We start from the raw sequence: 12,301 nt of genomic DNA, 5'->3' as shown, positions 1-12,301 counted from the left end.
ATGGGTACCGAGAGTATGACCGCCTGGGATTACCTGCTCTGGGTCGCCTTTCCCTACACCGCCTCCGGCGTGTTCGTGGTCGGGCACCTGCTGCGCTACCGCTACGACCAGTTCGGCTGGACGTCGCGATCGAGCCAGACCTACGAGAATCGGCTGCTGCGCTGGGGCTCGCCGATGTTCCACTACGGCATGCTCATGGTGATCGGCGGGCACGTCGTCGGCCTGTTCATCCCGAAGCCGTGGCTCGAGTTCTTCGGGGTGACCGAGCATATCTATCACCTCGGGGCGACCTGGCTGGGAACATTCGCGGCCGTACTCACGGTGGCTGGCCTCGCCATTTTGATCTACCGGCGACGCCTGACTAAGCGGGTGCTGCTCGTCACGACGGTCATGGACAAGGTCATGTACGTGTTCCTGGCTAGCACGATCTTGTGTGGCACCACGGCGACGGTGCTGTACCAAATCTTCGGCGGCGGCTACGACTATCGTGGGTCGATTTCGCCGTGGATCCGCTCGCTGTATGGCTTTCAGCCCGATCCCTCGCTCATGAGTGACGTGCCGTTCTTCTTTCAGCTGCACGTACTCACCGCGACGACGCTGTTTCTGCTCTGGCCGTTCACCCGGCTGGTGCACGTGTTCTCGGCGCCGCTCGGCTACCTCGTTCGCCCTTACGTGGTTTACCGTTCGCGCGATGACCCCCGCGGTGCTGGGTCGCGGCCGCCGCGGCGCGGCTGGGAGAAGAGCGAACGCCCGCTCGAACGCACACGAAAGTAGGCTGTTTTCATGGTGCGTATTAAGAGGGCGTACGACGAGGCATCCACTGACGACGGGTGCCGGGTGCTGGTTGATCGACTCTGGCCGCGCGGTGTCTCGAAGGAACGCGCCAAGCTCGACGAGTGGCTCAAAGATGTCGCGCCGTCGCCGAAGCTGCGCACCTGGTGGAAGCACGACCCGGAGCGAATGGATGAGTTCGCGCTGCGTTATCGCGCCGAACTCGACTCTGTGGCGGCGACCCAGGTGGCGGTCGCGGCGTTGCGCGCGCTCATCGCCGAGGGTGTCACAACCCTGGTCTACGGAGCCAAGGACCCGCACGTGAACCACGCTCGAGTGCTCGCGGAGTACCTCGCGGAGTAACCGACGTATCGCCACAATGTGCCGAAGCGGAATAGTGCGCCGCCATTTGGGCTTGAAGCTAGAGCCGCCCACACGCGAACACTCGCCTCGACGAGTACTGGCCGGCCCGGGGAACGGGGCAGTCGAGCGTGCGCGGTACCACGAATGGCAACAGAAAGTGTCGTACTAGTGACTTCAGCAGATCGCGTCAGCACCAGCAGAATCCCCAAATGGGTACGCTCCTTCGGCGTTCAGATCATCGCCGCACTCATTATTGGCCTGGGCCTGGGGCTGCTCGCCAAATACACCGGTAGCACCGAAGAGAGCCCGACCGGTCTCGGCGCCACGCTGAAGATCATCGGATCGAGCTACGTCTCGCTCCTGCAGGCGGCCGTCGTGCCACTCATCTTTACGGCCGTGGTCAGCTCCATCGCCAATCTGCGCCAGGTATCCAACGCGGCGAAGCTGGCCTGGAACACCCTGCTCTGGTTCGCCATTACCGCGCTGATCGCCGTTGTGATCGGTATCGGCCTGGGCGTTCTGATCAAACCGGGTGCCGGAACCGGCATGGCCGAGACCGGCGAGTACTCCGGCCGAACCGGCGATTGGTGGGCCTTTTTGACCGGGTTGTTCCCGAAGAACTTCCTCGGTCTGGGCGCGAGCACCAGCGTCGTTGACGGCACCGCGACCACCAACATCAGCTTCAACGTATTGCAGATTTTGGTCATCGCCATTGTTGTGGGAATCGCGGCGTTGAAGGTGGGCAAGCTGGCCGAACCCTTCCTCAACCTGAACGCATCCGCTCTGGCGGTTATTCAGAAGGTGCTCTGGTGGATCATTCGAATCGCGCCGCTCGGCACGATCGGCCTGATCGGCAACGCGGTTGCGGTCTACGGCTGGGACACCATGGGGTCGCTCGGCAAGTTCGCGGTCACCATCTACATCGGCCTGGTACTCGTATTGTTCGTCGTCTACCCGGTGCTGATCAAATCGCACGGGCTGTCCGTGAGGCAGTACTTCTCCGGCGTGTGGCCGGCGGTGCAGCTCGGGTTCGTGTCGCGCTCCTCCATCGGCACCCTGCCGTTGACCCAGCGCGTGACCGAGCGCAGCCTCGGTGTACCCCGCGCCTACGCATCCTTCGCCGTTCCGCTCGGAGCCACGACCAAAATGGATGGCTGCGCGGCGATCTATCCGGCCGTCGCCGCCATTTTCGTGGCCCAGTTCTTCGGTATTCAGCTGGACCTCACCCAGTATCTGCTGATCGTGCTCGTCTCCGTGCTGGGGAGCGCAGCGACTGCCGGTACCACGGGCGCCGTCGTCATGCTGACGCTGACCCTGTCCACGCTGGGGCTGCCACTGGCCGGAGTCGGCCTGCTGCTGGCCATCGACCCGATCATCGACATGGGCCGCACCGCTGTCAACGTCGCTGGCCAGGCGCTCGTGCCCACGATTGTGGCCAAGCGCCAGGGCATCCTGGACGAGACGCTCTACAACGCCCCGCGCACCGCGCAGCCGTTCACGGACGACGACGCCGCGGAGTCGGCGCCGAGCGAGCTGGCCGACACGCGGGCCTAGCTCACTCGCGCTGCTCGTTGAGCGAGGAGCGAGCTAGCGAGCGATCGCGATCATGCGTGGGTCTCGACCGCTCGTTCCTCGCGCCTCGACCGACTGGTGGCCTCGACCAGCGAAGCCTAGACCTGGTCGAGGGGAATGGATTCGTCGGCGAGGCGAGTGGGATCGACCGGCTCGCCCCGACGAATCAGAGCCTGAACGGTGTCATTGACGTCCCAGACGTTGACGTTCATGCCCGCGACGACGCGGCCGGTCTGCTGCCAGAACACGATGAACTCGCGGGAATCCCGGTTGCCGCGGTAGACCAGCTCGGCGCCGTCGGTCAATATGCCGAATCCGGAATACTCCATGCCGAGGTCGAACTGGTCGGTATAGAAGTAGGGAATGGCATCGAACGAAACGCTCTGGCCGAGCATCGCTCGGGCCGCGGCCGGACCGCCGTTCAGGGCATTCGCCCAGTGCTCGCTGCGCAGCCGCTGCCCAATAAGCGGATGCTCCGCGTTGGCCACATCGCCGGCCGCAAAGACGTGCGGGTCGCTCGTCTCCAGGCTCGCGCTGACCAGGATTCCATTGTCGACCGCGAGCCCCGCCTTCTGGGCCAGTTCCACATTAGGCACCGCACCGATGCCCACCAGAACGAGGTCGGCCGGCACGGTTTCGCCGCCGGCCAGGAGCACCCCGGTGACCCGGCCATCCGTTCCGACCAGGCTTTCGACGGTCACGGAGCGACGGATGACCACGCCGTTGCGCTCGTGCAGGCTCGCGAACAGGTCGCCGAGCTCGTCGCCCAGCGCCGCCGCAAGCGGTACCGGGCCGCGTTCCAGGATGGTGACCTCGTTGCCGAGGGTGCGGGCGGTTGCGGCGACCTCCATGCCGATCCAACCGGATCCCACGACTACGAGTCGCTTGCCGCCGTCAGCCAGAACGGAGTGCAGCAGGTCGGAGTGGTCGAGGGTGCGCAGGTAGTGCACTCCGCCGAGGTTTGCACCCGGCACCGTCAGGCGTCGCGGCCGGGATCCCGTGGTCAGGAGCAGCCGGTCGTAGCTCAGTTGCGCGCCGTCGTCGGTGTCGAGGAGGTGCGCGCTGAGGTCGAGGCTCACCGCCCGGGTGCCGGAATGCAGCTGCACCTCATGGTCGGGGTACCAGCTCGCACTCTGCACGAAGACGGAGTCGCGTTCGGCCGTGCCGGCCAGGTAGTCCTTCGACAGCGGCGGGCGAATGTACGGACGGTGTTCCTCTGCTCCGATCAGGTGAATCTCCCCGTCGAAGCCTTCTTCGCGCAAGGCTCGGGCAGCGCTCGCCCCCGCGAGGGACGCCCCTACAATCACAAAATTCTGCTGGTCGGCCATGTGTGGTCCTTCCTCGGGGGTGTGCTCTGACTGTACGAGGGTTTGGCGGTTTGGTCGAGGTGCGGCTGTGCCGGCCGCGCGCGCTACGCGGGACTTGCGCCTCCCGCGCAGCGGCGCATCCCCGCGCGATCGCTCGAGACCGCCATCGCCCAATGGTGGCTGCCCGCGGGGCGGCATCCGTTTAAAAGAGGATGCCAGGTTTCAGCTCGGCGCGACCAGGGTGTCGCAGCGCCAGCAGGTGGCGGGCAGCTCGCCCGGAACGAATGCACCGCACTCCGGGCAGACCTGTTCGAGCCAGCAGGCTGGGTCGCCACCGATCGGGTTGCCGCCGATTGCTGCATCGTCGATCGATTCAGCGTCGTCGTGTGTGGTCATCGTTTCAGTATGGCCCTGGGCCGGGAAAGACCCGAAGCCCCCCGCTGGAGGAGGAGGGGGCTCCGGGTGGGAGTCGAGCGTCAGCTCGGGTTGGGTGCGCCGGGACGCGCGTAGTAGAACCACGCCAGGCCCGTGCAGAGCACGCAGAATACCGTGCAGCCGATGAAAAAAGTGGTCGGGCTCATGGCCGTGAGGGCCATTCCCACGATGAATGGGCCGAAGGCGGCGATCGCGGCGGTCCAGCCGATCGCGCCGCCGGCCTGGCGCTTGGGGAAGATCATCGGCATCTGCTTGAACGTGCCAGCGTTGGCGAGGCCGGAGAAGAAGAAGATGATGATCATGCCGGTGAGAAAGCCCTTGAACTCGTCGACACTGGTCGGGGTGAGGAAGAACACCGTGACCAGGGTGCCGACGGCCATGCCGGCGCCGCCGATGAAGGTGAAGATGGCGCCGCCGAACCGGTCGCAGAGCGGGCCACACGCTGCACGCACGAGGGCGCCGACGACCGGTCCGATGAAGGCGAAGGCGAGCGGGTTGGGCGCATCGGGGAAGTCGCCGTAGACGTTGAGGATAATGAGGCCCATTTGGGCCGCCAGGCCGCTGAACGCGCCGAAACTCATGAGGTAGATGAGCGTCATGATCCAGGTGTGCTTGACCGTGAAGATGTCCATCTGCTGCCGAAAGTTCGCTTTGATCGGCACTTTACGTAGAAAAATGAGAGCGAGAGCGACCGCGAGCAGTACCCAGGGGATGAGCACGAGGCCTCCGTTGTGCAGCCAGACCAGTTCGCCGTTCGAGTCACTCTCCGGGGTGAGCACCGCGGTGCCGAGCAGGCCGAAGCCGACGACCCATGGGGTGAGCAGCTGGATCAGTCCGATGCCGAAGTTGCCGAGCCCCGCCTGCAGACCGAGGGCCGTTCCGGCGAGGCGCTTGGGAAAGAAATAGCTGGTCGAAGCCATGAAACCGGAGAAGCTGCCGCCGCCGATACCGGCTGCGAAGGAGAGCGCGAGCAGTACCCAGTACGGCGTCGACACGTCGCGGGCGACCAGGGTCCAGCCGATCATCGGCAGCAGAAGGAGCGCACTGGAGAGGGCGACGAGGATGCGGGTGCCGAGAATCGGCGGCAGGAACATGAAGACGAGGCGCAGCAGGCCACCGGCCAGGCCGGGCAGCGCGACGAGCCAGTACAGCTGGCTGATGCTCAGGTCGAAGCCGATGTCATTTAGCCGCGGAGCGATCGCGCTGACCAGATACCAGGCCGCGAAGCCGAGGGTCATGCTGAACGTGGTGATCCACAGGGTACGCCAGGCGAGGTGTGAATCCCAGGTCTCTTCGTTTTCCGGATCCCAGTTCGAGAGGTCCGGCTTCAGCGTGGACGTGACGCGTGGTGGTGAGACGGTTGACATGGTTTCCTCGGCTGGTTGGTCGGGCAGCAGGCCCGCTTAGTAGCCAGCTTGTTCGCTTGCCGGTGCCGACGCATCGCGCAAACGCCGTGAAAAATGATTCGGAGCGAAGCGGATGCCGGCGGCCCGGCGCGATCGCGGCCGCGGTCGCACCCCTCCGTTGATCGAGCTTGCCGTCGACCAAGGTGATTGAGTCGGGGGTCGCCGGAATCCGCTTCTCGCTGTGGCGCGGCTGGAGGCTGTCTGTGGTCCGTCCCCTCCGTTCATCGAGCTTGCCGAGATCGCCATCGACCAACGTGACCGGGTCTGGGGTCGCCGGCATCCGATTCTCCCCGGGCGGGCCGCGGTACTCTAGAACGGTGAAAACTCAGCTCAAACTTGGGGCCGAACTCGGGGCCGTCGTGATCACCGTGTCTGATCGCTGTTCGCGCGGCGAACGCGAAGACAGGTCCGGCCCGGCCGTCGTCGATGCGCTCGGCGAGGTCGGCATTCCGTGCGGGCCGCCCCGGGTCGTCCCCGACGGAATTGAAAGTGTGGCTGGCTCTATTTCGGCGGCGCTCGCTGACGGCTCCCGCCTGGTCGTGACGACCGGTGGCACGGGCGTATCGGCGCGCGACCTGACGCCCGAGGGCACGGCGACGGTGCTGCACACGATTCTTCCGGGCATTTCCGAGCGGATGCGCGCGATCAGCGTCGCGACGATTCCCACCGCGGTGCTGTCCCGCGGCATAGCCGGCATCGCCGATTCGGTCGGCAACAACGGAGCCCTGGTGGTGAACCTGCCGGGTTCAGTTGGCGCGGTGCGGGACGGTGTGGCCATACTCGCGCCGCTCGTGCGGCACATCATCGACCAGCTCGACGGCGGCGACCACTGATGGGGGCACCTGCGTCGGACGCGGATTTCTCGGCCGCGGATTCTTCGGGTGTGGGCCGCGCATCGCTCGGCTTCGCCCGTGTCACCGAGTCGCTGCTCGACGTCACCGAGCACGTTTCGGTCGTTTCGGGCGTTTCCCACGGTGCCGTGGTGACGTTCATCGGACAGGTGCGGGACCACGATCCCGATGCGCTCGGGCGCGTCACGGGCCTGGACTACAGCGCGCATCCCGACGCGGAGCGCATTATCGGTGAGATTGCCGAGCGGGTGTTGGCGCAGCATCCGCTGGTCGTATTGGCGGTCAGTCACCGCATCGGACACCTGGAGGTCGGCGACCTCGCCCTCGTGGCTGCGGTCGCGAGCGCCCACCGCGGCGACGCCTTTGCGGCCTGCGAAGCCCTCGTCGAGGCCGTCAAGGCAGAGGTCCCGATCTGGAAGAAGCAATACGAGGTCGACGGAACGCACTCCTGGGTCGGTTTGTAGCCTCGCCGACAGCGCTACTTCGCGGGTGCCGTTCAGAATCGCGGAGATCTGCTCGCAAGAGACAGTTTCAGCGCTGATCCGGGGCGTTCAGCCGAAAATCTCCGCGGTTGTGGACGGGGTGTTAGCCGCCGGCGAAGGGCGGCAGCACGTCGACGGTGTCGGTCGGCGCGAGCGCAACGGTGTCATCGGCGGCGCGGGCGCCGTTCACCAGCAGCGAGCAGAGGCCGAGCACGCGCACGAACTCGCTGCCGTAGCGTTCGCCGAGCTCGGCGCGCAGCTCGCCGATCGTGCCGGCATCGAGCGTGGCCGTTTCGGTCTGGGCGGCTTCGGCCGCTCCGGCGAAGAACCGCAGGGTCGCCATCACAGTTTTTCGGGAGTCCAGTCGAGGGCGAGTTCGCTCGCGGCGGCGCAGGCGGCCTCAATTGCGGCACCGGTACCCCCATTCTTCGCGGCTGCGAGGCCGATCAGAAAGGTGCTGAGTGGTGCAGCCGGCCGGGCCACATTGTGGGCCACGTCGCGGGCCACGTCGAGCAGGTCGCCGACCGGCACGTCGGCCGGATCGAGCTGGAGCCGGTCGGCGAGGGCGGTCAGCCAGTCGTCGAGCGCTTCGGGAGGCAGCGGTGCTGAACTCATTCTGGTCACTCCTCGGGTCGTGCGTCGGGTACACCGGTCAAACGCGCGGTGCTGCTCTCAACATCCTGCCACGTGTCGACGTCGACGCCGGTTTCGGATTCGTCCATCAGCCCCATGAGCTTCAGCCCCGACAGTAGGTTGCGCATGCTGGCGCCGTTGACGCGATCGCCGAGGCGGTCCACGGCCGCGCGCAGGGCGGGCGCCCGGTAGATTCCGGCGAGCCACTGGGCGTGGCCGGTGTAATCGGTGAGGTGCACGCCGTCGGTCTGTTCACCGATCTCCTCCAGAGCGGATGCCGCGGTGACCAGCAGGCGCGCAGCATCCGCTCCCCACGGAAGATCGCAGGCGAGCACGAGCAGCCAGGTGGCGGGCTCGTCAACGTTCGCTTCGACCTTGGTCCCGCCGTGTGCCTCGCAGGCTACTTTGACGTGTGCTGCGCCGTGCGCCTCGAGCGCGGCGAGGCCGGCCGCGATTCCGGCTACCGGGCCGCCGAACGGTGGGTCTTCGAGTGCCCAGATCAGTGCGGACGGCGTGGCGGTACCGGCTGCGGGCGTTGCGGCTGCGGGGGTTAGTGCCGTGGCCGTGCTCGACGCGAGATCGGGTGCGGGTGCGGGTGCAGGTGCACCTGTCGAGGGTGCGGGGTGCGCGGCGAGCGGAGGCGTGTCGGCGGCGGGCACCGCTGCGGGCGGGCCGACAACGACGGTATGCCGGGCGACCGGTCGGGCGTCGAGCACCCTGGAGAGCAGAGTGCGCCCGGCCACCTCGACTGCGGGTTTGAGCACGCCGCCGAGGCGGCTGCCACGCCCGCCCGCGAGCACGATGAGGTCAATGGTGAGTGCCGGAAGTGGGCTCATGAGGCGTGCCCTGGGTACGACCGCGCCCGATATGGGTGCGCGCTACGGTAACCGGTATAGCGGCTAACCGTATCGGGCGCGGTCACGGGAAGGAGCATCCGCTCAGCCTTGGCTGCGCAGCCAGTCGCCGGACTTGCCACCGCTCTTGGAGAGCAGCCGCACGTTCTCGATCGTGACGGATTTGTCGAGGCCCTTGACCATATCGACGATGGCGAGAGCCGCGACCGAGACGGCGGTGAACGCCTCCATCTCGACGCCGGTGCGGTCGGCGGTGCGCACGGTCGCGGTGATGCTCACCCGGTCATCCTCGACGATCAGGTCGACGACGGCGCCGTGCACGCCGATGACGTGGGCGAGGGGGAGCAGATCGGCGGTCTTCTTGGCGCCCTGGATTCCGGCGATGCGGGCCACGGCGAGCACATCGCCCTTGGGAGCAGTGCCGTCGCGGAGCGCCGCGATCACCGTAGCACCGCAGCGCACGAAGCCCGCCGCGGTGGCACTGCGAACGGTCGGAACTTTGTTGGTGACGTCGACCATGCGGGCTTGTCCGGCCGAGTCGAGGTGGGTGAACGGCTGGGTGGGCACTGTCGCGCCGGGAATGTCGGTGGTGTGCGTCATGATGACAGCATGACAGTGATGAGGTCGCCGCCGCGAACGTGAGTCGTGTCTTCGGACACGATGGCAAGACCAGTTGCCTGCGCCAGCCCGGCGACGAGGTGCGAACCCGACCCGCCGCGGGAGGCCGGGCGCACCTCGATGTGGGTTCTGTCTCGGGTTCCGTCGGTGTCGGTGTCAGTCCCGGTCTCGGTTCCAGAATCGGTACGGTGCGTGACGATGACGGGCATGTACTGGGCGCGTCCGGGCGGGGAATTCCAGCCGTCGGCGACGGTCGCGGTGATGGTGCGGCGGTGTAGCTCCGGGTGCCCGAGCAGGCGGCGCAGCGCGGGGCGCACGAACACCTCGAACGACACGTAGGCGCTGACCGGGTTGCCGGGCAGGGCGAAGATGAGCGGTCCGGGCACGTTTTCGGTCGCGGGCCAGCGTCCGAACCCCTGGGGCTTGCCGGGTTGCATCTTCACCGGTCCGAAGTGCACGGTGCCGAGGGGTTGTAGTACGGCTTTGACCACGTCGTACGCTCCAACACTGACGCCGCCGGAGAGCACGATCACGTCGACCGTTCCGGCCAGGTCGGTGAGCAACGCGCGCAACGTGTCGTCGTCGTCGGGCACGGCGCCCACCCGAATGGCAACGCCGCCGGCTTCGGTGACGGCCGCCGCCAGCAGAAAGGAGTTGGAGTCGGGAATCTGACCGCGCCGGGTCGGGCTGCCGGGGGTGACGAGTTCGCTGCCGGTGGAGATGACCGCGACGCGCGGCGCCGGGTGCACCAGCACAGAGCTGGTTCCGGCGCTCGCTGCTGCGGCGACCCGGGTCGGCCAGAGCACGCTTCCCGCGCCCAGCACGCGGTCCCCGGCGTGGGCGTCTTCGCCGGCGCGGCGCACGTGCGCCGCGGCCGTGGGGGCGCGCACGATGGTGACCCGGTCGGTGCCCTGGTCGGTGTCTTCGATCGGAACGACGGCATCCGCTCCGTCGGGAATCGGCGCGCCCGTCATAATGCGCGCGACCTGCCCGGGCATCAGGTGTGGGTTCTCGGCGGTGCCGGCGGCCAGGTCGGCGACGACGGGCAGGCTGATCGGGTTCTGCGCCGAGGCGCCGAGCAGATCGGCGCGGATCACGGCGTAGCCGTCCATCGCGGAGTTGTCGAACGGAGGAGTATCGGTCGCTGACAGCACGTCCTCGGCGAGCACCAGGCCGCGCGCGGCGTCGAGCGACACGCGCACCGGAACCAGCGGCTTCAGGTCGGCCAGAATGACCGCCAGTTGTTCGGCGACGGTGCGAGCGGATGCGGCCGGCGCGCAGGCATCCGCTCTGTCGGAACGCGTGTGGTCGTGCCCATGCCCATCTTCGTGCGCGCTGCCAGCGTGCGCACGTCGAACCTCGGACGGCTCCCCGGCGAGCGCATCGTGTTCGTTCGGCAGGGATGATGTGTCCGGAGCGGAACCGCCGGGCAGATTCGTCTCGGTCATCGGCTAGTTGTGGCTGTCGGGCTGGCGGGCGCTGCCCTGTTATCCGGAGCCGACGCGTGTCGCCCGGTCGGAGTCGGCGCAAGGGACGGCCAGCGGCTGCCGATGCCGGGCGCGCGTCCGGCCGTGACGAGGTCGTCCCAGGCCACGATCCCGCCGGTGAGCACGGAGACGTCGGTGAATCCGGCCTCGCGCAGCGCGGCAGCAGCGCGGGCGGCTCGCCCCCCGGCGTGGCAGTGCACGATCAGCGGGGTCTTCACCGGGAGAGCAGCCCGGCCGGTGTCGGAGAGTACCCCGTCGGTGAGGAGCTCACCGAGCGGCAGTAGTCGGGCCGTCGGAATGGAACTCTCGGCATTCTCGTTCGGCTCGCGCACGTCCAGCACGAGAAAGTTGTCGTTTCCGGCGCGTTGGGCTTCGAGGCGCTCGACGAGTTCGGCACCCGAAACCTCGGCGGTATTCTCTGCGGCGACGCGGGCGGTTTCGGCCGCGAGCTCGGCCGCGACCTCGGCAGCGGTCGGCTCGGCGGCGATGCCGGTGCCGACCAGTGGAATCTCGCTGAATCGGCCGGACAGGGCATCGATCACGAGCACCCGGCCGATCAGCGGGGAGCCGATTCCGGTGATGAGCTTGATGGTTTCGGTCGCCATGAGCGATCCGACCTGGCCGCAGAGAGCGCCGAGCACGCCGGCATCGGCGCAGTTGGGCACTTCACCGTCGGCCGGCGGTGTCGGAAACAGATCGCGCAGGTGCACTCCGGTGACGCCTGAGCCCGCCGGCGGCGTGGCCCAGAACACCGAAAGCTGGGCATCGAATCGCAAAACGGATGCCCACACCAGCGGCAGTCCGAGCCGCGCGCAGGTGTCGTTCACGAGGAATCGGGTCGGAAAGTTGTCGGTGCCGTCGATGACCACGTCGTAGCCGCCCAGGATCTCGGCGGCGTTATTCGCGACCAGACGCTCGGCGTGCCGAACGACGGTGGTCTCCGGGGCGATCTCGGCGATACGCTCGGCCGCGCTGTCGACCTTGGGGCGACCGACATCCGCTTGACCGTGAACGATCTGGCGCTGGAGGTTGCTCGGTTCCACGTCGTCGCCATCGACGATACCGATGGTGCCGACGCCCGCTGCCGCGAGGTAGAGCAGCGCGGGGGAGCCGAGCCCGCCGGCGCCGAGCACGAGAACCCGAGCGTTGGCGAGGCGGCGCTGGCCGAGTTCGTTGAGCTGGGGGAGGCGGCGCTGGCGAGCGGTCCGCACGGATTCGGATGCGCTGAGGCGGTCAACGGGCTCAACGAGGGGAGGAATGGCCATGGCTTAACGCTAGGCGTTGCGCGGCCCCTCGGCCACCCATCCCGCGCGCTCTCCTCTGCCTTCCCATCCGTCCAGCGTGATGTCACGAACCCCATCCGCCCCGGGTCGCCGGCGCCTAACTCCTGCAATTTCTCGCTCCCGGCAGTGCGATGCCCGTATTTACGGGGGCTTGGCCGACCGCCGCGATCAATTTGCAGGAGTTATGCCCCGGCGGTCGGGCTCACTCGGTGGCTTCCTGAATTAGCCACGGCCAATCG

At 67.4% G+C, this 12,301-nt stretch carries 14 protein-coding genes; 5 read left to right on the top strand and 9 right to left on the bottom strand.

The window, feature by feature from the left end:
* The 3 genes from narI (at nt 1) to E3T46_RS11505 (ending at nt 2,688) form a co-directional block, all read left to right on the top strand.
* Nucleotides 1-774: a respiratory nitrate reductase subunit gamma gene (gene narI / locus E3T46_RS11515; RefSeq protein WP_241980667.1), complete on the top strand. Its 774-nt coding sequence runs from the start codon at nt 1-3 to the stop codon at nt 772-774.
* A gap of 9 nt (nt 775-783) precedes the next feature.
* Entirely contained in the window at nt 784-1,134 is a 351-nt protein-coding gene (locus E3T46_RS11510; protein ID WP_134578662.1) for a DUF488 family protein, read from the top strand.
* A gap of 144 nt (nt 1,135-1,278) precedes the next feature.
* Nucleotides 1,279-2,688, top strand: coding sequence for a dicarboxylate/amino acid:cation symporter (locus tag E3T46_RS11505; RefSeq protein ID WP_134578661.1), 1,410 nt, complete (start codon nt 1,279-1,281; stop codon nt 2,686-2,688).
* 116 nt (nt 2,689-2,804) lie between these two features.
* On the opposite strand, the gene E3T46_RS11500 is transcribed toward E3T46_RS11505, so the two are convergent.
* The 3 genes from E3T46_RS11500 to E3T46_RS11495 all read right to left on the bottom strand — a co-directional run bounded on the left by E3T46_RS11500 (nt 2,805) and on the right by E3T46_RS11495 (nt 5,815).
* Nucleotides 2,805-4,034 carry an FAD-dependent oxidoreductase gene (locus tag E3T46_RS11500; RefSeq protein WP_134578660.1) on the bottom strand — a complete coding sequence of 410 codons (1,230 nt, stop codon included), beginning with the start codon at nt 4,032-4,034 and terminating at the stop codon, nt 2,805-2,807.
* Between the two features lie 201 nt (nt 4,035-4,235).
* Complete coding sequence (locus E3T46_RS17985; protein ID WP_166790258.1) at nt 4,236-4,409, bottom strand: hypothetical protein; 174 nt, start codon at nt 4,407-4,409, stop codon at nt 4,236-4,238.
* An 80-nt stretch (nt 4,410-4,489) separates the two neighbouring features.
* On the bottom strand, nt 4,490-5,815 hold the full coding sequence (locus E3T46_RS11495; RefSeq protein WP_134578659.1) for an MFS transporter: 1,326 nt from the start codon (nt 5,813-5,815) through the stop codon (nt 4,490-4,492).
* A 356-nt stretch (nt 5,816-6,171) separates the two neighbouring features.
* Here E3T46_RS11495 and E3T46_RS11490 point away from each other — a divergent pair, with 356 nt between their 5' ends.
* Nucleotides 6,172-6,687, top strand: a complete 516-nt coding sequence (locus E3T46_RS11490; RefSeq protein ID WP_092448274.1) for a MogA/MoaB family molybdenum cofactor biosynthesis protein — start codon at nt 6,172-6,174, stop codon at nt 6,685-6,687.
* Nucleotides 6,688-6,737: 50 nt separating this feature from the next.
* Nucleotides 6,738-7,169: a molybdenum cofactor biosynthesis protein MoaE gene (locus E3T46_RS11485; protein ID WP_241980666.1), complete on the top strand. Its 432-nt coding sequence runs from the start codon at nt 6,738-6,740 to the stop codon at nt 7,167-7,169.
* Between the two features lie 121 nt (nt 7,170-7,290).
* Here E3T46_RS11485 and E3T46_RS11480 read toward each other — a convergent pair whose 3' ends face one another.
* From E3T46_RS11480 to E3T46_RS11455, 6 genes are all read right to left on the bottom strand, one after another.
* Complete coding sequence (locus E3T46_RS11480; RefSeq protein ID WP_092448272.1) at nt 7,291-7,530, bottom strand: MoaD/ThiS family protein; 240 nt, start codon at nt 7,528-7,530, stop codon at nt 7,291-7,293.
* On the bottom strand, nt 7,530-7,802 hold the full coding sequence (locus tag E3T46_RS11475) for a DUF6457 domain-containing protein (RefSeq protein ID WP_134469632.1): 273 nt from the start codon (nt 7,800-7,802) through the stop codon (nt 7,530-7,532). The genes E3T46_RS11480 and E3T46_RS11475 overlap by 1 nt, the downstream gene beginning before the upstream one ends.
* Nucleotides 7,803-7,807: 5 nt before the next feature.
* Nucleotides 7,808-8,656 carry an NTP transferase domain-containing protein gene (locus tag E3T46_RS11470; protein WP_134578657.1) on the bottom strand — a complete coding sequence of 283 codons (849 nt, stop codon included), beginning with the start codon at nt 8,654-8,656 and terminating at the stop codon, nt 7,808-7,810.
* 102 nt (nt 8,657-8,758) lie between these two features.
* On the bottom strand, nt 8,759-9,274 hold the full coding sequence (gene moaC, locus E3T46_RS11465; protein WP_134471496.1) for a cyclic pyranopterin monophosphate synthase MoaC: 516 nt from the start codon (nt 9,272-9,274) through the stop codon (nt 8,759-8,761).
* Nucleotides 9,271-10,740: a gephyrin-like molybdotransferase Glp gene (gene glp / locus E3T46_RS11460; protein ID WP_134578656.1), complete on the bottom strand. Its 1,470-nt coding sequence runs from the start codon at nt 10,738-10,740 to the stop codon at nt 9,271-9,273. Before glp ends, moaC begins: the two co-directional genes overlap by 4 nt.
* Nucleotides 10,737-12,044 carry a ThiF family adenylyltransferase gene (locus tag E3T46_RS11455; protein ID WP_134578655.1) on the bottom strand — a complete coding sequence of 436 codons (1,308 nt, stop codon included), beginning with the start codon at nt 12,042-12,044 and terminating at the stop codon, nt 10,737-10,739. The genes glp and E3T46_RS11455 overlap by 4 nt, the downstream gene beginning before the upstream one ends.
* Between the last annotated feature and the right edge of the window lie 257 nt (nt 12,045-12,301).

It is taken from the genome of Cryobacterium sp. Hh11, assembly GCF_004404045.1.
In the GTDB taxonomy this organism is placed as follows: domain Bacteria; phylum Actinomycetota; class Actinomycetes; order Actinomycetales; family Microbacteriaceae; genus Cryobacterium; species Cryobacterium levicorallinum.
This window is presented reverse-complemented; position numbering and strand designations above follow the sequence as displayed.

Excerpts from the sequence above, each read along its gene's own strand:
- E3T46_RS11455 (WP_134578655.1), bottom strand. The coding sequence starts at position 12,044 with ATGGCCATTCCTCCCCTCGTTGAGCCCGTTGACCGCCTCAGCGCATCC.
- E3T46_RS11495 (WP_134578659.1), bottom strand. The coding sequence starts at position 5,815 with ATGTCAACCGTCTCACCACCACGCGTCACGTCCACGCTGAAGCCGGAC.
- E3T46_RS11510 (WP_134578662.1), top strand. The coding sequence starts at position 784 with ATGGTGCGTATTAAGAGGGCGTACGACGAGGCATCCACTGACGACGGG.
- glp (WP_134578656.1), bottom strand. The coding sequence starts at position 10,740 with ATGACCGAGACGAATCTGCCCGGCGGTTCCGCTCCGGACACATCATCC.
- narI (WP_241980667.1), top strand. The coding sequence starts at position 1 with ATGGGTACCGAGAGTATGACCGCCTGGGATTACCTGCTCTGGGTCGCC.
- E3T46_RS17985 (WP_166790258.1), bottom strand. The coding sequence starts at position 4,409 with ATGACCACACACGACGACGCTGAATCGATCGACGATGCAGCAATCGGC.
- E3T46_RS11470 (WP_134578657.1), bottom strand. The coding sequence starts at position 8,656 with ATGAGCCCACTTCCGGCACTCACCATTGACCTCATCGTGCTCGCGGGC.
- E3T46_RS11480 (WP_092448272.1), bottom strand. The coding sequence starts at position 7,530 with ATGGCGACCCTGCGGTTCTTCGCCGGAGCGGCCGAAGCCGCCCAGACC.
- E3T46_RS11505 (WP_134578661.1), top strand. The coding sequence starts at position 1,279 with ATGGCAACAGAAAGTGTCGTACTAGTGACTTCAGCAGATCGCGTCAGC.
- E3T46_RS11500 (WP_134578660.1), bottom strand. The coding sequence starts at position 4,034 with ATGGCCGACCAGCAGAATTTTGTGATTGTAGGGGCGTCCCTCGCGGGG.
- moaC (WP_134471496.1), bottom strand. The coding sequence starts at position 9,274 with ATGACGCACACCACCGACATTCCCGGCGCGACAGTGCCCACCCAGCCG.
- E3T46_RS11475 (WP_134469632.1), bottom strand. The coding sequence starts at position 7,802 with ATGAGTTCAGCACCGCTGCCTCCCGAAGCGCTCGACGACTGGCTGACC.